At 55.4% G+C, this 23,881-nt stretch carries 27 protein-coding genes; 11 read left to right on the forward strand and 16 right to left on the reverse strand.

Annotated elements, in window-relative coordinates; translation table 11 throughout:
* Positions 1-124 precede the first annotated feature (124 nt).
* The 8 genes from flgB (at position 125) to FIV00_RS12150 (ending at position 6,627) form a co-directional block, all read left to right on the forward strand.
* The gene (gene flgB / locus FIV00_RS12115) at positions 125-529 is read left to right on the forward strand and encodes a flagellar basal body rod protein FlgB (RefSeq protein WP_152500983.1); all 405 of its coding nucleotides are present in this window, start codon (positions 125-127) and stop codon (positions 527-529) included.
* 17 nt (positions 530-546) lie between these two features.
* Positions 547-957 carry a flagellar basal body rod protein FlgC gene (gene flgC, locus FIV00_RS12120; protein ID WP_152500984.1) on the forward strand — a complete coding sequence of 137 codons (411 nt, stop codon included), beginning with the start codon at positions 547-549 and terminating at the stop codon, positions 955-957.
* A 37-nt stretch (positions 958-994) separates the two neighbouring features.
* Positions 995-1,312, forward strand: coding sequence for a flagellar hook-basal body complex protein FliE (gene fliE / locus FIV00_RS12125; RefSeq protein ID WP_152500985.1), 318 nt, complete (start codon positions 995-997; stop codon positions 1,310-1,312).
* Between the two features lie 24 nt (positions 1,313-1,336).
* The gene (gene fliQ / locus FIV00_RS12130; RefSeq protein ID WP_152500986.1) at positions 1,337-1,603 is read left to right on the forward strand and encodes a flagellar biosynthesis protein FliQ; all 267 of its coding nucleotides are present in this window, start codon (positions 1,337-1,339) and stop codon (positions 1,601-1,603) included.
* Between the two features lie 13 nt (positions 1,604-1,616).
* Positions 1,617-2,390, forward strand: coding sequence for a flagellar biosynthetic protein FliR (fliR, locus tag FIV00_RS12135; RefSeq protein ID WP_152500987.1), 774 nt, complete (start codon positions 1,617-1,619; stop codon positions 2,388-2,390).
* Positions 2,391-2,399: 9 nt separating this feature from the next.
* A complete protein-coding gene (gene flhB / locus FIV00_RS12140) occupies positions 2,400-3,479 on the forward strand; it encodes a flagellar biosynthesis protein FlhB (RefSeq protein ID WP_152500988.1) in 1,080 nt (359 codons plus the stop codon).
* A gap of 150 nt (positions 3,480-3,629) precedes the next feature.
* Positions 3,630-6,182 carry a cell cycle histidine kinase CckA gene (cckA, locus tag FIV00_RS12145; RefSeq protein ID WP_152500989.1) on the forward strand — a complete coding sequence of 851 codons (2,553 nt, stop codon included), beginning with the start codon at positions 3,630-3,632 and terminating at the stop codon, positions 6,180-6,182.
* A 109-nt stretch (positions 6,183-6,291) separates the two neighbouring features.
* Positions 6,292-6,627, forward strand: coding sequence for a cupin domain-containing protein (locus FIV00_RS12150; RefSeq protein ID WP_152500990.1), 336 nt, complete (start codon positions 6,292-6,294; stop codon positions 6,625-6,627).
* A gap of 84 nt (positions 6,628-6,711) precedes the next feature.
* Here FIV00_RS12150 and FIV00_RS12155 read toward each other — a convergent pair whose 3' ends face one another.
* The 4 genes from FIV00_RS12155 to FIV00_RS12170 are packed head-to-tail and all read right to left on the reverse strand — an operon-like array spanning position 6,712 to position 9,412.
* Entirely contained in the window at positions 6,712-7,257 is a 546-nt protein-coding gene (locus FIV00_RS12155; protein ID WP_152500991.1) for a hypothetical protein, read from the reverse strand.
* Positions 7,241-7,870 carry a lysophospholipid acyltransferase family protein gene (locus tag FIV00_RS12160; RefSeq protein WP_152500992.1) on the reverse strand — a complete coding sequence of 210 codons (630 nt, stop codon included), beginning with the start codon at positions 7,868-7,870 and terminating at the stop codon, positions 7,241-7,243. The genes FIV00_RS12155 and FIV00_RS12160 overlap by 17 nt, the downstream gene beginning before the upstream one ends.
* Positions 7,871-7,877: 7 nt before the next feature.
* Positions 7,878-8,804 (reverse strand): phosphatidate cytidylyltransferase, encoded by a 927-nt coding sequence (locus FIV00_RS12165; protein ID WP_152500993.1) that lies wholly within the window; start codon positions 8,802-8,804, stop codon positions 7,878-7,880.
* The gene (locus FIV00_RS12170; protein ID WP_152500994.1) at positions 8,801-9,412 is read right to left on the reverse strand and encodes a CDP-alcohol phosphatidyltransferase family protein; all 612 of its coding nucleotides are present in this window, start codon (positions 9,410-9,412) and stop codon (positions 8,801-8,803) included. The genes FIV00_RS12165 and FIV00_RS12170 overlap by 4 nt, the downstream gene beginning before the upstream one ends.
* A 670-nt stretch (positions 9,413-10,082) precedes the next feature.
* Between FIV00_RS12170 and FIV00_RS12175 the strand changes: the two genes are divergently transcribed.
* Complete coding sequence (locus FIV00_RS12175) at positions 10,083-11,978, forward strand: S8 family peptidase (RefSeq protein ID WP_209006904.1); 1,896 nt, start codon at positions 10,083-10,085, stop codon at positions 11,976-11,978.
* A gap of 3 nt (positions 11,979-11,981) precedes the next feature.
* Here the strand turns inward: FIV00_RS12175 and FIV00_RS12180 are convergent, their stop codons facing one another.
* The 7 genes from FIV00_RS12180 to FIV00_RS12210 all read right to left on the reverse strand — a co-directional run bounded on the left by FIV00_RS12180 (position 11,982) and on the right by FIV00_RS12210 (position 17,544).
* On the reverse strand, positions 11,982-12,680 hold the full coding sequence (locus FIV00_RS12180) for a DUF1287 domain-containing protein (protein ID WP_152500995.1): 699 nt from the start codon (positions 12,678-12,680) through the stop codon (positions 11,982-11,984).
* A gap of 115 nt (positions 12,681-12,795) precedes the next feature.
* On the reverse strand, positions 12,796-14,019 hold the full coding sequence (locus FIV00_RS12185; RefSeq protein WP_152500996.1) for an NnrS family protein: 1,224 nt from the start codon (positions 14,017-14,019) through the stop codon (positions 12,796-12,798).
* Positions 14,016-14,765 (reverse strand): ABC transporter ATP-binding protein, encoded by a 750-nt coding sequence (locus tag FIV00_RS12190; RefSeq protein WP_152500997.1) that lies wholly within the window; start codon positions 14,763-14,765, stop codon positions 14,016-14,018. The genes FIV00_RS12185 and FIV00_RS12190 overlap by 4 nt, the downstream gene beginning before the upstream one ends.
* Positions 14,762-15,586 carry an ABC transporter permease gene (locus FIV00_RS12195; RefSeq protein WP_152500998.1) on the reverse strand — a complete coding sequence of 275 codons (825 nt, stop codon included), beginning with the start codon at positions 15,584-15,586 and terminating at the stop codon, positions 14,762-14,764. Before FIV00_RS12195 ends, FIV00_RS12190 begins: the two co-directional genes overlap by 4 nt.
* A gap of 69 nt (positions 15,587-15,655) precedes the next feature.
* Positions 15,656-16,651, reverse strand: a complete 996-nt coding sequence (locus tag FIV00_RS12200) for an ABC transporter substrate-binding protein (protein ID WP_152500999.1) — start codon at positions 16,649-16,651, stop codon at positions 15,656-15,658.
* On the reverse strand, positions 16,648-17,079 hold the full coding sequence (locus FIV00_RS12205; protein WP_152501000.1) for a hypothetical protein: 432 nt from the start codon (positions 17,077-17,079) through the stop codon (positions 16,648-16,650). The genes FIV00_RS12200 and FIV00_RS12205 overlap by 4 nt, the downstream gene beginning before the upstream one ends.
* 69 nt (positions 17,080-17,148) lie before the next feature.
* Positions 17,149-17,544, reverse strand: a complete 396-nt coding sequence (locus FIV00_RS12210; protein WP_152501001.1) for a YbaN family protein — start codon at positions 17,542-17,544, stop codon at positions 17,149-17,151.
* 420 nt (positions 17,545-17,964) lie between these two features.
* Here FIV00_RS12210 and FIV00_RS12215 point away from each other — a divergent pair, with 420 nt between their 5' ends.
* Positions 17,965-18,867, forward strand: a complete 903-nt coding sequence (locus FIV00_RS12215) for an NUDIX domain-containing protein (RefSeq protein ID WP_173005965.1) — start codon at positions 17,965-17,967, stop codon at positions 18,865-18,867.
* A 49-nt stretch (positions 18,868-18,916) separates the two neighbouring features.
* Here the strand turns inward: FIV00_RS12215 and FIV00_RS12220 are convergent, their stop codons facing one another.
* Positions 18,917-19,768: a LysR family transcriptional regulator gene (locus FIV00_RS12220; RefSeq protein WP_152501003.1), complete on the reverse strand. Its 852-nt coding sequence runs from the start codon at positions 19,766-19,768 to the stop codon at positions 18,917-18,919.
* Positions 19,769-19,859: 91 nt separating this feature from the next.
* On the opposite strand from FIV00_RS12220, the gene FIV00_RS12225 reads away from it, so the two are divergent.
* Complete coding sequence (locus FIV00_RS12225; RefSeq protein ID WP_152501004.1) at positions 19,860-20,234, forward strand: tautomerase family protein; 375 nt, start codon at positions 19,860-19,862, stop codon at positions 20,232-20,234.
* Positions 20,235-20,300: 66 nt separating this feature from the next.
* Here FIV00_RS12225 and FIV00_RS12230 read toward each other — a convergent pair whose 3' ends face one another.
* The 4 genes from FIV00_RS12230 to FIV00_RS12245 form a co-directional block, all read right to left on the reverse strand.
* Complete coding sequence (locus FIV00_RS12230; protein ID WP_209006905.1) at positions 20,301-21,341, reverse strand: PLP-dependent cysteine synthase family protein; 1,041 nt, start codon at positions 21,339-21,341, stop codon at positions 20,301-20,303.
* Positions 21,342-21,390: 49 nt separating this feature from the next.
* Positions 21,391-22,656: an MFS transporter gene (locus FIV00_RS12235; RefSeq protein WP_152501006.1), complete on the reverse strand. Its 1,266-nt coding sequence runs from the start codon at positions 22,654-22,656 to the stop codon at positions 21,391-21,393.
* A gap of 198 nt (positions 22,657-22,854) precedes the next feature.
* Positions 22,855-23,166 (reverse strand): multidrug efflux SMR transporter, encoded by a 312-nt coding sequence (locus FIV00_RS12240; protein ID WP_152501007.1) that lies wholly within the window; start codon positions 23,164-23,166, stop codon positions 22,855-22,857.
* 130 nt (positions 23,167-23,296) lie between these two features.
* Positions 23,297-23,842 (reverse strand): helix-turn-helix transcriptional regulator, encoded by a 546-nt coding sequence (locus FIV00_RS12245; RefSeq protein WP_152501008.1) that lies wholly within the window; start codon positions 23,840-23,842, stop codon positions 23,297-23,299.
* Between the last annotated feature and the right edge of the window lie 39 nt (positions 23,843-23,881).

A 23,881-nucleotide genomic window follows, 5' to 3' on the forward strand; every position in this document is an offset into this window, starting at 1 on the left:
AGGAAATTGAGCTCTTCCACTGGTTTTTGAAGGGTTTCAGGCTGTCGGGGTAAGGGTCTGTTAACTTTTCATTAACCAATTGAAAGGCAATCATTGCCTACTTGGTTAACGATTGGTGAATGCCATGACGATGACGGATCTGCCGCTGTTTCAGGCGATCAAATCAAAGATGCGATGGCACCAGACCCGACAGGGAGTTCTGGCGGAAAACATCGCGAATGCGGATACGCCTGGTTTTGGTGCCAGTGACGTCAAAGCCTTCTCGTTTTCGGATCACATCGGCCGAGAGACATTCGGGCTGGCGACCTCAACGACGAAAGTCGGGCACATATCGACAAGTATATCCGGGGTCGGGTCCGCCAAAATCGTGAAAGACGACGGTTTTGAAGTCACTCCGAGCGGCAACAACGTCAATCTGGAAGAGCAAATGATGAAGCTCACTGAAAACCAGATGGACTACCAGGCGGCGACAACGCTCTACACCAAGAGCCTCGGTCTGATCCGTACCGCGCTGTCGAAAAGCGTTTGAACTAGAGGACCGTTGAGATGGACCTGATCAAATCCCTGTTCGTTTCCGCCAGCGGGCTTAAAGCCCAAAGCGGACGCATGCGGATCATTTCGGAAAATATTGCCAACGCAAATTCCACTGCGCGAACGCCGGATGAAGAGCCTTACCGGCGCAAGGTTCCGACCTTCAAAAGCCAGTTCGACAAGGAACTGGGGGCAAAAACTGTTGAGCTTGGCAAGGTGGAGGAGGATACGTCTGACTTCAGATCGACCTTCATGCCAGGGCACCCGGCAGCTGACCAGAACGGGTATGTGCTCCAGCCGAACGTAAACACATTGATCGAGACGACCGATATGCGCGAGGCACAACGGTCCTACGAGGCCAACCTCAACGTGATCGACACCACCCGCAAAATGCTGCAACGGACCATCGATATTCTGAAAGCCTAACGGTTTCAGGGGCTGACAAGGGGAAGGGACCCGTCACATGTCTACCGCGTCAATTGCCAACAACGCCTATCAGATGGCTGCTAAGCTGCAGCAGCAGGCACGCGCAGTCGAGGACACGGCGCCTCAGCAGACCGACATGGTCGATTTCGGCCAGATGGTGAAAGAGGCGGTTGATACCGTCGTTGACAAGGGGCAGGCAGCCGACAGTCAGGCGCTCAACATGATTGAGGGCAAGGCTGATGTGGTCGATGTGGTGACGGCTGTTGCCGAAACCGAAGTTGCCCTGGAAACAATGGTCGCCGTTCGTGATCGTGTCATTTCAGCCTACGAAGAAATCATGAGGATGCCGATCTGACCGAATTTTCGCAAAGGATGCGCCATGACCGGAGGTGAAGTTCTCGATATTGCCCGGGAAGGTGTGTGGACGATGATTCTGGTGGCAGCCCCGGCCATGGTCATTGGGCTGCTTGTCGGTGTGGTGATCGCGCTTTTCCAGGCTCTCACTCAGATCCAGGAAATGACCTTGGTGTTCGTTCCAAAGATCCTGGCGATTTTTGTAACGATCCTTGTCACCTTGCCTTTTATGAGCCAGTTGCTTCAAGCCTTCATGAGCCGCGTCACCGAGATGATCCTGAACACCGGCTAGGACACCAGGGTCAATGACGATACAGCTTGATTTTCTACCCGACATGGCCGCCGCATTCATGCTTATGTTTGCGCGACTCGGGACGATGGTCATGCTGCTTCCCGCGCTTGGGGAGACGACAATACCAACACGCTTTCGTCTGACGATCGCTCTGGCGCTCACCATGGTCCTTTATCCGATAGGAGCCCCGCTCTATCCGGCCAACCTGACGGCGAATGCCCCGCAATTGCTGACGCTTCTTGGCGGTGAGCTCGCGATCGGGTTCGGCATCGGCCTTTGTGCCAAACTGATTACGTCGGCGCTTCAGACCGCAGGTGTCATCATCGCCAACCAGTCAGGGCTGGCCTTCGCCCTTGGGTCCGATCTTGCCAATGATGGGCAGCAAGGTGCGCTTTATGGAAACTTCATGTCGCTGCTCGGCATCACAATGGTGTTCGTGACCGACACCCACTATCTGGTGATCGCGGCCCTTCATGACAGTTTTTCCGTCTTTCCGCCTGGAATTGCGCCGCCTGTTGGCGACTTTGCAGCAAATGCCACGGAAACCGTGGCGCATGTCTTTTCCATTGCCGCACGGATGAGTGCGCCGTTTCTGGTTGTGGGTCTGGTGTTTTATTTCGGCCTCGGACTTTTGAACAAGCTGATGCCGCAAATGCAGATCTTCTTTATCGCCATGCCCGTGAATATCGCGATTGGCATGTTTCTTCTCATGGCGCTGATTGCGACGCTGATGATGTTCTATCTGGAGCATTTTCAGGAATCGCTCGGCAAGTTCATCGTGGGGTAGTGCCTTCAGATGGCTGACAATACCGACGACTCGGAGAAAACTGAGGACCCCACGCAAAAGCGCTTGAGGGATGCGCATCAAAAGGGGGACGTACCGAAATCGCAGGAAGTAAGCACCTGGTTCACGCTGGCCGGGGCGACGCTGATGATTGCGATATTTGCACCGGGAACCGCAGTTTCGCTCGGAGAATTGCTCAAAGGTTACATCGAACACGCTCACCAGATTCCTATGGACGGGTACGCGCTGAAGGTCCTTTGGCGGGACACCGGACAGTCGGTTGCCTTGATTGTCGGTTTGCCTCTGATTGCGCTCGTTCTGATGGCTGTTGCCGGAAATCTGGTGCAGCACCAGCCCTTGTTCACGGTGGAGACCATCAAGCCGAAACTGTCGAAAATCTCGCCAATTTCCGGATTTAAACGCCTGTTTTCGCTGGACAGCCTTGTGAACTTCGCCAAGGGCATGGCGAAGATCTGCCTTGTCGGGGCGATCATGGTGGTGGTGTTATGGCCGCACCGGGATGAGGCGGACATCATCATATTTGCTGAAACGTCCATCATCTTGCCCGAGGTGAGGGTGCTGGTCTTGCAGCTGCTGGCTGCGATTCTTGCCCTGATGACAGTCGTTGCTGCGGCCGATTTTGCGTACCAGAAGAACAAATGGTTCAACAAACAGAAGATGTCGCTGCGCGAGGTCAAGGAAGAGTTCAAGCAGACGGAAGGTGACCCGCAGGTCAAAGGCAAGATCCGTCAGCTGCGCATGGAGCGCTCGCGCAAACGCATGATGGCTGCGGTTCCGCAGGCCACAGTCGTGGTCACGAACCCGACCCACTTTGCCGTTGCGCTCAAATATGAAGATGGTATGGGCGCGCCGCTTTGTCTGGCCAAAGGCACGGATGCAGTTGCACTCAAGATGCGGGAAATTGCCAAGGAGAACGAGGTTCCGGTGGTTGAGAACCCACCTCTGGCCAGGGCGCTTTACGCGACTGTGGACATCGATCAGGAAGTGCCTGAGGAACACTACAAGGCCGTGGCGGAAGTCATCGGCTTCGTTTTCCGCATGCGCAAACGTGCGTCTTGGCGCGCAAATTAAGCCTTCGTTTGAAGATCATCTGTCAAAGAGTGCGCAAACAGGTGAATTTCAACAGGTACAGGCTTCATATCAGTTGAAATTAGCTAGTAAGCACAGAATGCTTAAGCGCGGCCCTTTTTAGAAGCGAATCGGGCCTGGGAGACACAATGGATGAGTGACATGGACGGAGCGCCAAGCGGGCCCATGATCAGCCGGCCCGAGCGATCCGGGAATATCGGCCTGCTTATAGGGCTGGCCCTTTTGCTCGTCGGAGCGGCGGCAGCCTTTGCGGTCATGGACCGTGAAGTGGCGCAGCCGTTCATCCTCGCACTGCTTGGTATTCTTGCTGTTGTCGGTGTCTTCTGCCTCTTTGCAGGGGCTATCGGCTTTCTGCGCCTATCCGCGCGGCCCGGCGAATCCAATCCACTTGCGTCTGCCTTTGTCGATACGCTTGAAGACGGGGCCTTGATCACGGATGTCGAGGGCCGGCTCGTTTATGCCAACAAGTCCTATGCGGATCTGACCGGTGCGGAGACGTCCGCCGATATCAAGGTCGTGGAGCGTGTTTTCTCCTCCGACCCGGATGCAGCCGATGCGATTTTCCGTCTGTCGCAGGCCATGCGTGATGAGCGCAAAGCCCAAGAAGAGATCCGCATGCCGTTTCCTCTCGGCCGTGCTGAGGGAACAGCCCGCTGGTACAGGGTTTCGATACGTCCGTTGCAGGTTTCCAAGGATCGTGGCGGTGGCAAGCCGATGGCGGTCTGGCAGATTGCCGACATCACGCGAGACAGGGCAGAGCAGGAAAACTCCTTCCAGGAACTTCAACGGGTAATCAATTTTCTGGACCATGCACCGGCAGGGTTCTTTTCTTGCGATGCCAACGGTCGCATCGTCTACCTGAATGCGACACTGGCCGATTGGCTCGGCTATGATCTTGCCCAGTTCGATGCCGGCGATCTGGACCTGTCTAGCATCGTGCGCGGAGACGGTACCGAACTGATCCGTTCCATCAAGGGGCAGGCGGGTGAGGTCAAGAGTGAAACCTTTGACCTCGACTTCGTGACCCGAAACGGACGCGGGCTGCCGGTTCGCTTGCTGCACCGGGTCCCGTTCGGTGAGAATGGACAGCCCGGCGACAGCCGTACGCTGGTGCTCAATCGTTCGCGCGGAGAGGAAGTCTCCGAGGCACTGCGAGCGGCTGAAGTGAGGTTTGCAAGGTTCTTCAACAACACGCCGATGGCGATTGCCTCGCTCGACAAGGAAGGCCGTGTACTGCGCACCAACGCTCCCTTCCTCAAGCTGTTCGGTGCAGTCGATACAGGAGACGAAGCTCCCAAGCTGGAAGCCTACGTTGCCGACAGTGGCCGGGAAGACCTTTCCAAAGCCCTGTCCGCTGCAGCCCATGGGATTGGTGAAATAGCACCCGTCGATATTGCGCTTGTCGAAGGCAATGACCCTCGCTCGGCAACCTTTTATGTTTCGGCCGTCCAGGAAGGTGAAGGGGACGGCGAAGCGGCGATTATCTATGCGCTCGAAACGACGCAACAACGTGCGCTGGAAGCTCAGTTCGCCCAGAGCCAGAAGATGCAGGCGATTGGCCAGTTGGCAGGTGGTGTCGCCCACGATTTCAACAACGTTCTGACCGCCATAATCGGGTTCTCCGATCTTCTGCTGGCCAGCCACAGGCCAACCGATCCGTCCTTCCAGGACATCATGAACATCAAGCAGAATGCCAACAGAGCTGCCGGCCTGGTTCGTCAGCTCCTGGCCTTCTCCCGGCGTCAAACGCTGAGGCCCCAGCAACTTGAACTCAACGACGTTCTGGCGGATCTGTCGATCCTGCTCGATCGCCTTCTTGGCGAGAAGGTTGAGTTGAAGGTGATCCACGGCCGCGACCTGTGGCCGGTTATGGCTGACCTGAACCAGCTGGAACAGGTGATTGTCAATCTGGCCGTGAATGCCGGTGACGCAATGGCCGACGGTGGCCGCCTGACCATCCGCACTCGCAACGTGGAAGAGGCGGAAAGTACTCAGTTCGAGAACACGCGCGGTATGCCCCCTGGCGAATATACGCTGGTTGAAGTGGATGACACCGGACACGGCATGCCGCCCGATGTCATGGAAAAGATCTTCGATCCGTTCTTTTCCACCAAGGAAGTCGGCAAGGGTACCGGGCTCGGTCTTTCAACGGTTTACGGTATCGTCAAACAGACCGGTGGCTTTATCTTCTGCACTTCCGAAGTGGATGCCGGAACAACGTTCCGCCTGTTCCTGCCGCGCCACATTCCGCAGGTCGTGGAAGAGAAAAAGCCGGAACCGAAGGAAAGCGAGCCGGAAAAGGTCGCAGACCTCACTGGATCCGCGTCCATTCTGCTGGTTGAAGATGAGGAAGCGGTCCGAGCCTTCGGCGCACGGGCGCTGGCGTCGCGCGGGTATACTGTCTACGAAGCCGGGTCGGGCAATGAAGCGCTCGAGGTCATGGAAGAGACGGACGGTGAGATCGATCTTGTGGTCTCTGATGTCGTCATGCCGGAAATGGACGGGCCAACACTTCTCGTGGAATTGCGCAAGACCCGGCCGGATCTGAAGATCATTTTTGTCTCCGGCTATGCTGAAGATGCGTTTGAAGAAAACCTGCCGCCAGGTGAAAAGTTCTTCTTCCTGCCAAAACCGTTCACGCTCAAGCAGCTTGCAACCACCGTGAAGGATGTCCTGAACGGTTAGCGGGCACACGTCCAGAGAAACAATGATCCGTTGCGAATAGGCTTGCTCCGCGTTGCCGCAACATGCAAATCTTGTCGCCTACAATTCAGCTTTGGGAGTGGCAAGCGCAATGGAATTACCTGAATTTATAAAGAAATTTCCGGCGCTGGATATCCCTTTTTCCGATGATGTGGTGACGTCTCATGCCATTCGCTCGGATGCCGGGTTGGTGGTCTTCTTCGACTTCGTAAAAGACATGGTGCTGCCGCCACATTCTCACCTTGCACAGTGGGGAACCGTGCTCAGCGGTGAAATCGAATTTACGATTGCCGGTGAAACCAAGACACTTGGACCGGGTGCGATTTATGACATCCCGAGCGGGGCAGAACATGGCGCGGTGATCAAGGCGGGAACCAAGGTAATTGACGTGTTTGAAGAGCCAGACAGGTATCCCTTTAGGACCTGATCGTTCTGTCGTCGGGGTTTCGACCCGTAACGGTTTTCGTTTTGCGCTCCTTGGAAGCAGCGCTGGCCATCAGCTAACGATGCGCTACCATCCGACCATCGCGAAGTAGAACACATAAAACAAAATCCAGAGCGTCAGACAAAGCGCAAGCATTGCGGCGTTGGACATATGCCCGCGGGTCAATCGGCTTAGGCTCCAGGTGACAAGAACAATTACGGCAAATCGCGGCAATCTTGCGAGCGGCGACAGCAGCAGGAAGAGCACTGGGTTGAGGTTTGTGCTTCCGGCTTCAGCAGCAAAAATCTTGTATGGTACACCCGTGAAGGCGCCGACCACCATCCCGGAATAGGTGCCGTTCGATAAGAGTTGGCCCACTTTGTTGAAGGTGGTTTGCGAGATGCCGGGCACCCATAAGAGTAGGGCCTTTGTTTCCTGCGGATAGTTACTGATCATCAACCAGATCGTTATGCCGCCCAAAGCTGCTGCAAGTGAAGCCCATATACAGGCGAGAAGAGCCTTTTTGAGCGATGTCAGGGCAAGGCTGGACAGAAGCACATCCGGAACAATGAAGAACAAAGTTGCTTCGGTAAAACCCCAGATGGCCGCGTAGGTTCTACTCCCAGGGCGCAAAGTTCTTTTCAGATGAAAGTTCATTAAACCGGTCTTTCAACGTCGTCATAAATTGAATCCGGTCTCCGGTCCAAGTGATTGGTTCTCCAACGAAAATATCACAGAAGAAGGGAACCAGAAGAAAGGATCCCTTCGGCAGTGCCTTGCCGAGGCCATGCGTGAAAACTGGAACGGTCGGCGCATCCGGAAAGCGTGCCGCCAGATAGGAGACGCCCTTTTTCAGGTCCGTCATCTGTTCCGGTTCGCCGCGCGAACCTTCTGGAAAGAGGACGAGCACTTTGCCTTCGGACAGTGCGTCGTAGCAACCCTGGAGCGGATCGCTCGATTTGTTGGTGCCGCCTCGCTCAACGGGGATGATGCCCAATATGTTTTCAGACAGCCATGCTTTGAGGGGAGAGGAAAAGAAATAGTCTGCCGCTGCGACCGGTTTGATGTCCTGGAGCCTCGACAAGGGCATCAGCGCCATCAACACCATCGTATCCAAATGGCTGTTGTGGTTGGCCACCACTATCGCGGGGCCTGTCGAAGGCAGGAGCTCCTTGCGCCGGACATTTAGTCCGAGCAGAAATAGCACCGCAATCTTGATGACTAAGTAAAAGGCCTTCTGGAGCATAGCGGGCTCAATAGTAGAAATAGCGGGTGAAATGGAAGAACAGGGGGGCTGTGAAAGTCAGGCTGTCAATGCGGTCGAGAATGCCGCCATGGCCGGGGATCAGGCTGCCCGTATCCTTGACCCCCAGATCTCGTTTCAAGGCTGACACGGTGACATCCCCCACAAACCCGGCAACGGGAATGAGAAGACCTGCAGCTGCCGCATGAAGCATACCGAAAGGGGTCACCAGGGGAGCGGTCACCAGGGCCAGAACGAAAGTCGTTGCAACCCCTCCCAGAAATCCTTCCCAGGTTTTGTTCGGGCTGACACCTGGAATAATTTTGTGCCGACCGAAGAGTTTGCCCCAGGTGTATTGGGCAACGTCGTTGAACTGGGTCAAAAAGATCAGGAAGAGGAGCAGTCCGGCACCGCCGGACATGTTTTCTGGTGTGGGTGGAAGGATCAAAAGAAATGCGGCATGGCTGATCGAAAAGACGCACAGCATCAGGCCCCAGTTCAGGGTTCCGACAGATTTCAGGAACCCGTCCGTCTGCTGTGACAACAGGCTGGCGAACGGCAAAAACAGGAACATGTAGACAGGAATAAACACCGCAAACATGCCGTAATAGCTGTCATAGACCCAGAAATACTGCACGGGAATCGAGAGGTATGCCCAGAAAAGGACGCGCCGGTCGGTGCGCCTGGTCGGGATCATCGAAAAATATTCCTTCAGTGCAAGGAAGCTGATGAGTGCAAAAACAATGATCGAAATCGTTTTACTGACCAGGAAGGCGAGCGTGAAAATCGCCACCATGACCCACCAGCTCTGGGTCCGCTGAACAAGTTCGCTCATGTCCTTGTTCGAGCGCTTTGCAAGGGCAAAAACAATGACGCTCGCCAGCCCCAGAATGCCCCAGATGCCAATGATAACCCAATGAATTGTATCAAGTGTCATGCGGAGGCCCGCTCCTTCAATGCCGCTTTGGCGCGGTTCCAGATTGTCAACGCGGAAAGCAGGAGACCTGCTGCAAACAGCACCAGGAACAGAATGCTGGACTGAACGCCCAGCCCAATCAAAAATCCGCACAAACCGAAGAGTACCGCCCGGTCGCTCTTGCCAAACGGACCATCATATCGCCGGCTTGCGCCGATCTGCACACCTATGACGCCGGTCATTTCGCCGATAATGCCGAGCACCACCAGTCCGACAACAAGTTCGCCCGATACAAAAGCCAGAGCGGCAAACGGGAGATAAAGCGCTGCATCGGCCAGAACGTCGCCCAATTCATTCAAGATCGCGCCGAGATCCGACTTCTGGTCGTGCTCGCGGGCAAGCATGCCGTCAATGGCGTTTAACCCCATGCGAAAAAACAGGATCAGAGGCAGAAGCAGGAACGGCAAGGCTGATCCTGGAAAATACCAAAGAGCTGCGCCTTCCATAATCGACAGGACTAGGGCGGCAAGTGTCACTTGATTTGCAGTTATTCCGGCTGTTGCCAGTTTCTTGCAAAGAGGGCGGAGAAGATCCTGGAAACGTGATTTCAGCTGATAAACGGTGGGCATTCTTAAAACCGATTGAATGTGTCTGTTTCATATAAGCATGGACGACCGAATTGCACACAACGAATGACAGAGGTCACCTTGCAGAAAGACAGACCCTCCATCAACAGCTTGCCAATCCGTGCGTTCGACGCTACTCTTGATTGGTAAATCTTAATACAACCCGTTATACGCTTATTGGTGGTATTTCCGGATAACGGTTCTTCAAAATCGCCCGCTTTGATTTGTGCGGGCTTGCATTGCTGAAAATTCGTGGGCCGAAAGTTGGTGGTCGTAACAGGTTGATATTGTTGCTGTTCGTCCATCGGATTTGGCAGTGGTGTTGATGACCTCTGCCTTGATAGTTCGCGAAAGTTGTTGGTTTGACTGAAGTCGTTGTCCTGATATCCGCCTCGCTATTGACTGAGCTTCGCAGTGGCAAGCCGCAAGCGGCTTCTGCCGTAGCACTTGAAAGTGCATGCAATCAATTCAGCGCGGTTTTCAATCATGACCTTGCGACCCCTGATCCGGAGTCGTCTGACAGCTTTTTTCTAAGTTTTTTTCTGGACGAACAGGCTGGTAAATTCACAGAGAAGATCAAGGACCTCGACGGTGTTTTATCCGTCTATGTCAAAGCGGGTTTAGAGCTTCCCTGAAGCCGGCCGGTCCGTCCCACATTGCCAGGGAGGATGTCATGGCCAGGAAGTCCAAGAAAGTCAGTGCGGGCCCGGCCCCAGAGCCGGAATTGATTGCTATTTCCAAGGCAGATGCCGGACTGCGCACAGGCGGCCTGGAAATAATCTCGCTTGCTGGTGCGCCAACCACGAAGCTTGAAAAGACACTCAAGAAATATGGTGGCACCGCCATACCGCTTTTCGGTCCGACGGAGGAAAGGGTTGCGGCATCGGTCGGAGCATTGTCGGAAGCTGCAATGGCTCCACTGGCAAGTCTGACGGAGTTTTATCGATTGAAGGCTCCCGTGCCCGATCTTGAGAGTCTGCAAAAGGATCTTCTGGAAAACGACCTGTTTGAAGCTGTTTATCTGAAACCGGCTGTCGAACTTCCCGAGGAAGCAGTGGTTGAAGGCGTGAACGAGATGGTGGCCGCGCCGGACGTGCCGCCTCCAGCTTCACCGAACTTTGTCGCAAGGCAGATCAATCTCGACCCGGCTCCGGCTGGCATCAACGCGCGCTGGGCCTGGACTCAGGCCGGTGGTCGCGGCACGGGTGTCCACATAACCGATATTGAGGGCGGTTGGCGCTTTACACATGAAGACCTTGTCGAGCGGCAGGGCGGCGTTGTTGGAGGAACGGAATACAACGATGTCAGCTGGCGCAACCACGGCACAGCCGTTCTTGGCGAATATGGCGGGGACATCAATGGTTTCGGTGTCACTGGCATTTCTCCGGAGGCGATCTGCACGGCTGTTTCCCACGGGTCGCTGGGATCGGCTGGCGCCATCAACCATGCGGCTGCACGCCTGAGTGCAGGGGATGTGCTGCTTCTTGAAATGCACCGTCCCGGCCCCCGGCATAACTTCCGTCTGCGGCCGGACCAGAGAGGTTACATCGCAGTCGAATGGTGGCCCGATGATTTTGCCGCAATCCTAAACGCTTCCCGGCGCGGGATCATCGTGGTTGAGGCCGCCGGCAACGGTGCGGAGGACCTCGATGACGTCCTTTACGAGACACCGGGCTTCGGGTTCCCGGCCAGCTGGAGCAATCCCTTCCGCCGGTCGAACCGGGATTCAGGTGCAATTGTTGTTGGAGCGGGCGCGCCGCCTCCTGGAACCCATGGCCGCAACCATGGACCGGACCGGTCCCGTCTTGGGTTTTCCAACTATGGATCGATTGTCGATGCGCAAGGTTGGGGCCGCGAAGTCACGACATGCGGTTATGGCGATCTTCAAGGGGGTGCCGATGAAGACCTTTGGTACACAGACCGCTTCTCGGGAACGTCCAGTGCATCACCTATTGTGACTGGCGCAATCGCATGTCTCCAAGGCATGGCGCAGGCGCGAGGACGACCTGTCTTTTCGCCGGTCGATCTGAGAGATGCTTTGCGCACGACAGGATCGCCTCAACAAGATGCTCCCGGCAGACCTGCAACCCAACGTATCGGAAACCGTCCGGACTTGCCGGCGCTTGCCGGTGCTCTCTTCGGCGGGAGTGGTGGTAATTTGCGCCCGGCTGCCTTCCGGCGGGTGGTTGAACAATGGCGCCCACTTGAAGTGCGGGCCCTCATAGATATCAGCCCTCAACTCACGGCGGCACACACAACTTCCGTGCTGCAGCAGGCTCTGGTGTCGGCTCAGCCGGTGACAGCAGATGGTGATGGAATTCTGGCTAAAATGGCGATCATGTTCCGAGTTTCAGCTTTGGCCGGTCAAGCGATTGAAATTGCAGGACCAGTCGGTGGCGGCCGTTACCGCTACTGGGGCCGTATCGCAGCAGATGGCCTTGGGCAGCTTTATATCGATGAAGGACATTCATCGACCGGGAGCGACAAATACGATCTTGTGGCCGAAATTCAGGGCGTCAACACAAGGTTCGCCTTTGATGAGAACTTGTTGCGATACATGGCTGTTTAAGTCTCAGGCAGGCTGGAAGCGGTAGCGGCCGGTAATCCGGTACGAAAAAAGCCGATCTTCCAGCTTGGTTCCTGAGCCGATGTTGTGAACGAGCATTGGCCGTTGACCGTCGGGCGATTTGCGGTGCGTGACAATTGCCATGTGCGGTAGATTGCCCGGTAGCAATTGCGACACGATATCGCCGGGCAGATAGTCTCTCGGGTCGTCGCTAACAGGAAGCCCGGCGCCTTTTCGGGTGAAAAAGGTCTGCAGGTTGGGAACACGGCGATGGTCGATGTTTTTGTCCGGCCGTTTCAGACCCCAGTTTTGCGGATAGGCGCTGAAATGGTTCTTCATGTCCGCGTTGACTTCACGTTGAAGATCAAAGTCAAACGCATCGCGGTAGGCGCGGACGATAACGTCCGTGCAGACACCACGTTCCCGCGGAATGTCTCCGTTGGGGAAGGTCAACCCGACATAGCCGGGGTCGTAGAGTACGGTGACACCGATCTGGTCTTCTGCCGCGGTTATCAGCTCTTCCGCCCAAGAATCGGGATTTTTCCAGATGATGTCCGTGGAAGACTGATCGCCGCTCAATGTGTCCAGTTTCACTGAACCAGATGCGCCGTCCGTGCCGAGTTTTTGTGCCGGAACGCGAGAGGCCGCCAACAGACCGCCACCTGCAAGCACCAAACCACCAACCAGAAAACTCCGCCGTTTCATGAGTGCTCCCTCTTGTCTGTTCTATTTTTCCGTAATCGCAGAGTGAGTCAGCAATGCGGCGAACCTCGCAGGGCAACAACTCTATGTGGAAACTCAAATCTGAAAGATCTATTGCCTATGAGGTCTTTGGGACTTGCGAGCCCAGTCTTCCCATGAGCGGGCCAAAGCCCACCAGCCAGCATAAAAATGCGAATGACCAGGACACCGTTGCAAGTCCATGAAAAGGGCCAGGCGAGTCGTATCCAAAGTCTGGTGCAATTCTCAGCAATGCGGATAGGCATAAGAAAACAGCACCTGTTTTGACCAGCCAGCTTTGGCCCAATGGATGCCCTGTATGAAGCTTACCTGCGATGCAATAGACCGCGTAAACTCCGAGACCCAGACCGCCCAGAAATGCAAGGTGAAGTCCGGTGACATCACTCCAGGGCGCACCAAGCCTCGCGCAGCCGGCAAGTATCAGGCCCACACCAGCAAGTGCTGAGGACCCGCCCAGCATCAATATTTCGGAATGAAATGTCGCCCGACCGATAAAGGCTTCAGCGACCCTATCCATGAAAGCTGCGCCGGCGGCCAGTATCAGAAATCCGGTTACCGCCTGGCTCAGACCAAAGATTTCTTCGGCAAGTGCAACGAATACAAGACCGGGCGCAAGGTGCAGTCGGCCAGGATGTGGCCGGAAAGGGGAGGTGGCTTCGGACGGGTCCAGGATGAGGTTTGTGACAGGAACGGTGATCCGGCCAAGGGCGAGGCCCAGCAGTCCGAGAAACGCAAATCCAACCATGTGAATGGATTTGGTTGCAAGATCCAGCTGACCAGTCAGAAAGCCAAGACGGGCCATCGCGGCACAGGCCAAAAGGACCAGCTGCCAGAATGCGAAAGACAGCAATCTGTCTGTTCTTTGCCGCCAGGATAATTGCAAGATGTAGGCGAGCAGTATCGAAAGCCAACTGACATCGGCGATTGCACCGATCAGACCCAATCCGTCCCACCCCAACAGACCCACAACCCTGCCGATGAACCACAGACCAGCGAGTGCCCATAGGTGCCAGCCTCGTAGGGGCTCGCTGTCTGTCCATTCAGGGGCTGCCGTTGTCAGAAAGCCGATCAAGGCTGCGCCGAATGCACCTATGAGCATTTCGTGGGCGTGCCAAAGGGAAGGTGGAACAGTTTCTGCAAGTGGCAGATCGAACTCGAAAGCCAGCACCCAGAGCAGTGGCCAAAGAGCTGCATAGGCTGCCCCAAGCGGAAAAAACAGCCGAAACCCTTCGTCCGACAGGGCGTCCCACCAACGAATACTCCTGCTCTGGTTTCGATTCTGGACAGCAGGGCCGCAGCTCATGCAATCTGCCTTTCGTCAACATCATGAATGTGCCGGAACAGCGGGTCTTCTTTCAAAGCAGATTGCACCCATTTGAAGATAGTGACGTCGTCGCGTTCTTGTGGTGGCAAGGGAAATGAACGGATGCCCAGAACTCCGTGTCCATGGCTATCCAGGACCGCAATTCGGTCCGCCAGGCGAGCGGCCTCCTGCAGATCGTGCGTGATGAATAATCCTGAGAGTTGACCGCCCGCGCAGGTGTTGATCACCAAGTCCTGCATGCGCCTGCGCAGCGCGACGTCGAGCGCCGTAAACGGTTCGTCGAAATAGATGAAATCGGGGTTTGTTGCCAACGCCCGTGCGATGGCGACGCGCTGTTTCATCCCGCCTGACAGCTCAACCGGATACTTGCTCAGGTCCTCAGAAAACAGTGCGACGCGTTCTGCGGCGACGGCAACTTTTTCTCTGCGTTCTCCGCGTTTCACACCGGCAATTTGTAGGGAATAAGCGATGTTTTGAGCAGCTGTTGCCCAAGGCAACAACGACGGTTCCTGAAAGATCATTGAATGGCGGCGATAGCGCCGATCAATTTTCCCTGCCCGGGGTTCGACAAGATCTGCAGCGATGTGTGCGAGCGTCGATTTTCCGCAACCGGAAGGTCCAACCAGAGCGACTATTTCTCGCTCCTCAATTTCGAGATGGATATTTTCAAGAACGGTCCGACCCAGATATGCGTGTCCGATATCTTGAAGGCTCAAGGCACTCATCGTTTGATACCCCACGGTTGCGCTGCCCGGCGCCAACGGTCGATCTCGCCCTTAACCGGGTGGATCAATGAGTATTCTACGACGATCAACAGTCCCACCGCAACAACCACCCAGGCAAGAGCCGTTGCAATATCAAGATTGATCCGTGCATCTGCCAATGCGCCGCCAATGCCACCGGCATTGGCCAACAGTTCGGCCATCACGGCGACTTTGAAGGAGGTCCCGAGCGCAAGCGCGAGGGCGGGAAAGAGCGTTGTCGTGGTCTGGCGCAGGCCGACGGACAAAAACCGTCTTATTGGTCCTGCCCCAAAGGCTTTGGCCATCCGGTCCAACCCGCGATCACGTGTTGAAATGCCGCTTGCCGCACCCAAGAAGACCACGGGCAAGGCAGCCACAAGAATTACAACGCGAACAGTCGCATCGGAGCCGCCGAACCAGATCATGGCAAGGACGATCCAGGCGATGGGAGGTACCCCGAGAATGACGGTGATCAAAGGCGAAGCAATTCGCATTGTTGCCGGTGAATAGCCGGCAGAAATCCCCAGAAGACAGCCTGTCAGAGCGACCAGGACGAACCCGGTTAATGCGCGCTGAAGTGTGAGCAATGCGATGCCCCAGGCGTCAGGATCCTGCGCCAGTTTCCCGATTGCCTGGAGTGTTTCCAAAGGTGAGGTGAGAATAAATGGACCATAGGCCTCATGTCCGATTTGCCAGGCTGCAGCCAACAGGCACAGAGCTGCAAGACCGGCCCAACCAGACCACAAGAAATCCAGTACGCGCCCAACCCGGTCGAGCAATCGCATTGCGAGATTGCGTAGCATATTCATGCCCTGTTGTATTGCCTGTCGCAGACCTGCCGAACGTGTGAGGCCATCCGGCAGCCCTGTAGGTCATGTGTAGAACTTGTTGTCGGGAAGCTTGCCGCCAATGCGGGCCATGTCCTTGCCTGCCATTGCTTTCAACATGCGTTCTATGTCCGCGCGAGCCTCGACAGCGTTTCGTGCAACGAGATTGCAGTGCGGAACCGATGCGGCAAGCAAAGCTGCCGGCAATCCGAGTGCTCCGGTCGCCTGTTCAGCAGCCTTACCCGGATCTTCTAGGACTTCGCTGGTGGCGGTTCTGAGCACTTTGAGAATGTCTGGAATCATTTCCGATCCCGTCTCCATAAATGCTCCCGTCACTGCAAGACCTGCTTGGGGCAGAACAGGCGCAGCATCCGTCATCTCGCCCCAGGCGTCCTGGATATTGATGACCCGTGCGATTTTCTTGCCTGCCTTGCGGCCGCGCAGGATGCCGGCGGTTGTTGACGGCTCTGCAGTCAGGGCCGCTTCGACCTTACCTGCCAATAGCAATTGCATGGCTTCTATTGGCGACCCGGCATATGTGATTTGCAGGTCTTCTTCAGCGTTTAGCCCTGCATGCGATACAAGCTGGCCAAAGATGATTTCCGGCGTGTCACCGCGAAACGGTACGGCAATACTTCTTCCCTTGAGGTCTGAGATCGACTTAATTTCGGGAGCTTCGCTGATGATGTAGAGCAACCCATCAGTCATAATATTTGCAAGTCGGATCGGAAAGCCACGATTGTAGAGATTTGCGGCAGCCTGTACCGGGACAACCGACAATCCAATGCTGCCCGACGTCAGCCCAGCGCGAAGTTCGTCCGGGTTGCGCCAGGCCGTGAAAGTTGCATTTGCGGCTAGTGCGCTGAAACCTCCACTCGCGACCGCATGGGCGAGAGTTACGGAAGGCCCTGCCGGAGGCCCAAAAAGGGCCAGAGTGTCAATTTTGTCTGCCAGTGTCAGGGATGGAAGCAACGGTGTTGCAGCTCCGCCTGCCAGAAGAGAGAGCGCGGATCGCCGCGTCAAATCATGGATTTTGCTCATTTCATCTGCTCCAGAATTGCAGGGACGGGTTTTTCGTCATCAAGGACAACAAGCTGGACACGAAGCGCACCACTGCGGGCGGCGAGCCAATGATCCACTCCTGAAGGGATCGTCAGCAGGCTGCCAGCGGGATAAACGGTTTCTTTTTCCACATCGATCGCGCTTCCATCACCCCAGGACAACTCACCTGAAAGAACGGTCAATAGCCGTAGCCCACTCTTGGCCGCGTGCGGGGGCACGACATCTCCTTTGTCCAGATCCAGAAGAACGACGGCAGGGGTACCTTCTGACGTAACAGCGAGCGGTGTCAGCTGTGCAACGTCATAGACCTCCTTGGATGGAAGTTTTTCAGTTGCTATCAGAGTTGTTTCGGCGGCTGCCGTCATGGAAAGCGATGCAAGCAGCAACGAAGTCAGAAGCAATCTCATGAGATTTCCCTTTCTATTTCGCTTCGAGAGCGGATTTGTTTCTGGCTTGCGAGAGGCTGGCTAAGGACGTCAAACAGCAGTTCCTGGTCTGCTGAGAATGAAGAGTGAAGCAGCAGCAATGGCGACTGCCTGGATCACGAGAACTGTCGGAGAGGCGTTCAAGATAACACTGAGCGCAAGAAGACTTGCCATCATGCCGATTGATACGACTTTGTATCGAAGCGCTATTGCACCGTTTCGACGCCAATCCTGGATGATTGGCCCAAACACTACGTTGGTCTCAAGTATGTCCTGCAGATATGGAGAGCTTTTTCCGAAGGCAAAAGCAGCCAGGATGACAAAAGGTGTGGTTGGTAAAACCGGCAAGAAAGCTCCAATTGCACCTATCAGAAGCGATACGGCACCGATGCCTATCCACACAGCCCGTTTGGCTGCCGGTGCAAGATTTTTGAGAATGCTTTTCAAAGCGGACTCTCTTTAACTGGAGTTTAAAATTCAGGTTTTATCTGACCAGTCACCGGCTGCACTTGATTTTTATCAAGACACGTGGGTTTCGAGAGAAAAGAGGGAAGGTGGGCTCATCTGAGGTGGCCCGGCCTGGAGAGATTTTCCGGAGAAAAGGCAGGCGAAAACCCTAGTTTCACCTGCCTTTTCATGGTTGCCTTACAGAGCGAAGTGACGCGAAAAGTGCAGGCTTTTTCGTTATCAGTTGCAAAGATTGCCAGAACATCAGTCTGTGGACCTCCTTGGTTCCTGACAATGCCATGACACCTTGCCATGACACCTTGCCATGACACCTTGCCGGGACACGCTTACCAAGCGGTGATAGGTTTGGTGCGAGTTGGTTTGAACCAGGCAACCATTTGCTCTTGTCCGGAGGCAGACATGGAAGTGCTGCTCCTTTGTGCCGGTTCGGGCCGGAAATCCTGGGAAGGGGAAAGCTCGAAGCGGCCGCTGCGCACAAAAGGCAAACGACAGGCACAGAAAGTCGGAGCGTGGATGGGAAAACGTGGCCTTGCCCCGGATTTCGTGTTTGCAGCGCCGTGTGAACGCGCTTTGGTCAGTGCCCAAAAGGCATTGAAGGCCGGTGGTTGGACAAGCCGAAACATCGAAGTTTCGCGAGCCGTTGGCGATGGCAGACTGCCTCGGCTTCAAGGCAACGGTTTGTCTATGCTGGTTGCGCAAGTATCGTCCGTGCGTCAACTCATTTCAGGCTTGCAGTTGGATATGGAGCCGGGTTTGGCTCCAGGGGTTCTTCTCCGTCTTTGCTTGACTGAAGGAGTGTGGCGGGTGCTGTCACGGATTGACCCGCGAGACCTTCCCGAGCTTTTTCCGTTTCCGGGGCCGGATGGACCCGAGCGCCGAGAGCGACCATCTTACTACTACACCCAGTCTGCAGTTGTGCCTTATAGGAGGACACGAGACGGGGTTCAGATCCTGATTGTCGGCTCCAGCAGTGGTCGTCATTGGGTGGTGCCGAAGGGAATTGTTGAACCCGGCCTTGATCCCGGTGCTTCTGCGGTGATTGAGGCACGCGAGGAAGCGGGCGTTGTGGGGAATGTCGACGACGTACCGATTGGCACTTACCACTACGAGAAATGGGGCGCGCAATGCCATGTCGTTGTCTATGCGTTGGAGGTAGAAACTCTGATCCCGGACGCTGACTGGGAGGAGAACCACCGTCAACGACAATGGGTTGGTCCCGAGGAGGCCGCCAATCGCATGGTGCAATCGGCAATCGGCAGCTTGATTCGTGGATTCGCAATTGAAATTTCCACTGGCCTTTGAGGGTAGATCGAAGCTCAGAGATCACGACGGAGTTCGGAGTTTCAGTTTATCAGATCGCGGATTTGAAGGCCGAGGTGAGCGCGTTGAGCGTGTTTGAATGACGACCGTTCTTGATGCGTGTGTGCAAGATTACCGGCAAGGTCGGCAACGCGGGCAGTCCGAGCCGAGGACCAACATCTACGACACCAAGAGGAAGCATGCGCCGAGACAGTGCAGACACACCCATGCCGGCGACAACGGCCGCGGACACAGCTGTCACGCCACCGCCAACGAAGACCTCCCGCCATTCAATTCCTGCACGATCAAGCAGCTCTCCAGCCAAGCTCCTGACACCGCATGGTTCCGGCATGGTTGCGATCGGCAAAGGCTCACCTTCGCTAGGCCGCCAATTCTGGGATGCGAACCAGGAGAATTTTTCATTCGCGATGGTCTGGCCGCCGTCTCTTCCCTTGTCAAACCGAACGATTGCGGCGTCCAGAAGCCTGAGATCGTAGTCTTTCAAAAGATCCAGTGAAGACCCTATCCGGATCTCGATGGTGAGTTGGGGATCTTGCGCATTCATGCGCGCGACCAGCGCCGGCAGTTCCGGTCCGGCAACATGATCGCTAAGACCGATGGTCAGTTTCTGTCGCGGCTCGGTAAGTGTCGTGAAGGCGCGGTCATGGACCTCAAGCAGTTCTCGCGCGTGCACCAGGAACGCAGCGCCGCGCGCCGTCAGTTCAACGTGTCTTGGCGTTCGCTGAACGAGTTTACAGTCCAGCCTTTCTTCCAAGCGCTTCAGTTTCAATGACATCGCCGATTGGGTCATCCGGGCCATGTCTGCAGCGCGGGTAAAACTGCCAAGCTCGGCGATCCGGACGAAGGCACGGACACAATCAATATCCAGGGCGCGATTCATCATTATGAATGTTTATCTCTGTAATGACATGTCATTTCAATTTGTAATGATAGATTGCGCAAGTCAGTGAGTTCAAGCCTTTCGGGAGAACCAAATGCCAATCGTTCATGTGTCGATGTGCGCCGGTCAATCGAAGACCTATCGCGCAGCCGTTCTGGATGGCTTGTATCTTGCCTTGCGTGACGCCTTGAAGGTTCCCGAAGATGATCGTTTCATGACAATCACCGAGCACGCGCCTGAAAATTTTCGCTTCGGTTCGGCGTTCGGGGTCGAACGCAGCATAAATGTTCTTTACATCACGATTTCGGTTTTCAACACGCGCACCGCGCAGCAGAAAGCAGCTCTCTTTCAGCGGATCGCGGAAGTGCTGACCGAAAATCCGGGTATCCGCCCGGAAGATCTGTTCGTGACGGTGCATGATCTGCCGAAAGAAAACTGGTCGGTCGGTTATGGGCGTCCATTTGCCTGAGGTTTCAAGAGCAAGAGACCAGTTGTGTCCCGGCTTTTTTGGGCCGTTGCTCAGTGGAGCGAACGTTCAGCCCCAGGTCTGGAGCTTTGCCGAATAGCTTGACAGGTCACCAAAGTGCTCCTTGACCCAGTCCGGATTATAATAGGTGTCCAGATACCGTTGTCCGCTGTCGCACATCAGCGTGACGATCGAGCCAACTTCGCCCTGGTCCATCATCTTTCTGGCAATTTGAAGAGAGCCCCAGAGATTGGTGCCTGTCGAAGCGCCGGCCTTCCGGCCGATCAGTTTTTCAAGCCAGAAAATGGTTGCGACGCTTGCAGCGTCAGGAACCTTGATCATGTCGTCGATCACATCCGGTAAAAAGGAATGCTCGACCTTTGGGCGGCCAATCCCTTCTATCCGGCTGGATTTTCCTGAAGTGAGGGTACGATCCCCGCTTTGGTAGGCATCATAGAAGACCGAATTTTCCGGATCGACGACAGTGAGTTTGGTGTCATATCCCTTGTAGCGGATATATCTGCCGAGGGTCGCGGACGTGCCGCCGGTGCCGGCGCTCATGACCAGTCTTTTCGGCGTCGAATGCGGTTCCCATTCCAATTGCCGGAAGATGCTTTCGGCGATGTTGTTGTTGCCACGCCAGTCGGTTGCCCGTTCCGCATACGTGAACTGATCCATGAAGTAACCGTCGATGGAGGCGGCCAGCTCCACTGCTGCGCCGTGCATTTCCGGTGCGGATCCAACAAAATGTGTTTCGCCCCCGTGAAGGCGGATCTGTTCGATTTTGCTGTGCGCAGTGCTTCTGGGCACAACTGCGATGAACCTGGCGCCGATCATGTTTGCAAAATAGGCTTCCGACACAGCAGTGCTGCCTGAAGATGCTTCAATGACCGGTGTGTCTTCCCGGATCTTGCCGTTGCAAAGTGCATACAGAAAAAGGGATCTCGCAAGGCGGTGTTTCAAGCTGCCGGTCGGATGTGTGCTTTCGTCCTTCAGATAGATGTCGACGCCTTCCAGCGAGGGCAGGGGCAGTTTGAACAGATGCGTATCGGCTGAACGATGTGCGTCCGCATTGATCCTGTTGATTGCCTCTTTTACCCAAGTGCTCATAATCCGCCTTTCCCATCACGCACTGTGCAAATTCAACTTGATGCGCTCTTTAGGATCGGTTGTCTCCGATCAATTTTGGAAGCCGCCAGATAACCGGCAATGAAACAAGGACAGCGACGATCACATAGTAGACAGGCGCGAAATCGTCGCCGGTTCGGTTGACCAGGTAGGTTGCAATCATCGGCGTTGTGCCGCCAAAGATCGCCATGCAGGTGTTGTAGCCCAGTGCAACGACACTGCAGCGCAAATGATCCGGTGCCATCAACGTCAAGGCCGAGACGGACAATGCCCACCCTACGGTGCTGGTTATCGTCAGGCCGAACTGACCGAGGAACACAATGCCGATGTCGGGTCGGTGCATCAGCCACCAGCTTGGGATGGCCACCAGTAGCGTGCCGACTGCACCGACCAGAAAAACCGATCTTTGACCAAACCTGTCCGCGGCCAGGCCACAAACCGGCACAAGCAGTGCCATGACAATCAAGTTGACGGTGGTGATGTCGAGCGCGGCGGCGGAGGTGAAGTGCATCTGCGACGTCAGGTAGGAGACCGCATAGACAAAGATGACGAAGTAGATGACCGCACTCGGGATCAGCAGCAGCACCATCTGTATCAGCAGTCGCCAGTGGTGACGCAGACTTTCAATGATGGGAGAGACTTCGTTTGTCTGCGCATCGCTCGGCGCGCTTTCAGTCAGGCTTCGCCGCAAGACAGCGCTGAAGAGTGCAACCATTGCGCCAAGGGCGAATGGGACCCGCCATCCCCAAGACTGCATGTCTTCCGGAGACAGGGTAGAGCTGACTGCTGCAGGCACGGCAGAGCCCAGGACACAGCCCCACATCATGGCGAAGGCAACCCAGGCTCCGGTGAGAGCCTTTCGCCCGGGTTGGGCCTGCTCCACCAGCAATACACCGGAGGCCGTGTATTCACCTGCAACGGAAATACCCTGGACGACACGGATAAGAACCAGCAGAACCGCAGCCGTGACGCCGATTTCTTCGTAGGTCGGCAAAAGCGCAATTGCGAGCGAGCCGGCGCCCATCAAAAGAACCGAAATCATCAAGGCTGTCTTGCGCCCGATCCTGTCGCCGATATGTCCGAATATCACGCTGCCGATTGGCCGGGCAGCGTATCCGACTGCAAGAACCGCAAAGGCGGACAACAGGGATGCGAACTTGTCTTCGGAGGGAAAAAACAGGGTCGCAAGCGTCGGCGCCAGAAAGCCGTAGACCGTGAAATCATACCATTCCAAAACATTGCCGCTTGCCGCGGCGAAGATGGAACGCGGTGGCAGTTTTGCTTTTGTAGTGGTCATTGTTGCGCGCAAATGCCTTTGGAGTGCAGATCGGTTCGGACGATTTTAGCCGTGTTGGGAGACACGGCTGAAAGGCGAATTTGCATCAAAGGCTCGCATAAGCGCAGACCACATGAAACCCTTTTTGACACGTTTGCCGTGGATCAACCAGGGCTGCAACAAAGGTTGTGCCTCCGGTCAGGTCCTTTTTTCTCAATCTCAGGCGAGCTTCATTGTTACGATGCCCGCGACAATCAGAAGTGCAGCAATCAAGCGCTGAGCGGTTACTGTTTCGCCAAGAAACCAGATTCCGACCACAAAGGCGCCAACGGCACCAATCCCGGTCCAGATCATGTAGCTGGTCCCAAGCGGAAGGCTGCGCATCGAAAGCGAAAGAAGACCGAACGAGGCGACCATGGCACCAAGCATGATCAGTGTTGGTGTCAGACGCGTGAACCCCTGCGATTCCTTCATCGCGAACGCCCAGACAATTTCAAGGAAGCCTGCGGCGAGCAAAAAAAACCAAGCCATGGATTTTCTCCCAGCCGGGCCGTCCCGTTGATTTGATGAAAGTTGGAGGTCGTCCTCCGGCTGATCAGATGGGGTGCCGGCTTGCCGGTTCAAATGAAATTTCCTTCATGTTGAAAAGCACTTTAAGGCGTTAAAGCGGAATGCCGCTGATATGTGCCACAAGTTCAAGACTGTTTCTGACGCCGAGTTTTTTCATCAGCCGGGCTCTGTGAATATCGACCGTCCGCGGCGAAATCTCCAGAACACGGGCAATTTCCTTGGATGTCTTTCCTTCAACCATGAGAGTTGCTACCTGCCGCTCCCGCAAGCTCATATCGGTTATCGGCCTGTCTTCGGAAATATCGGCAAAGGACCAGACTGCTCGCGCGAAAGGTGCCGAGGGGTCCAGCGATTGGCCGCGAACACGGCACCAGAACAACAGACCATCTTGTCTGCGCATAATGCGCTCGTCCCGGTACCGACCGGTTCCCAACATTTTCTGGGCACCAATCTGGCCGATGCGGGCAAATTCCTCGGAAGAGGGGTAAAGGATCGACAAGGAGGCGTCTGTCAGTTCGACGCGGGAATAGCCAAACATTTCGGCAAAAAGGGTGTTGCACTTCTTTATGCATCGGTTCTCTGAGTAAATCAGCCCGACTGGTGCGTGTTCAAAGGCGATTGTCTCGCTGTCTTCCATTTTTATCCCGTTAGGTAAAATAACGTAATTCCCCGAAAG

This window comes from Labrenzia sp. THAF82, from assembly GCF_009363435.1.
Taxonomy (GTDB): Bacteria; Pseudomonadota; Alphaproteobacteria; order Rhizobiales; family Stappiaceae; genus Roseibium; species Roseibium porphyridii.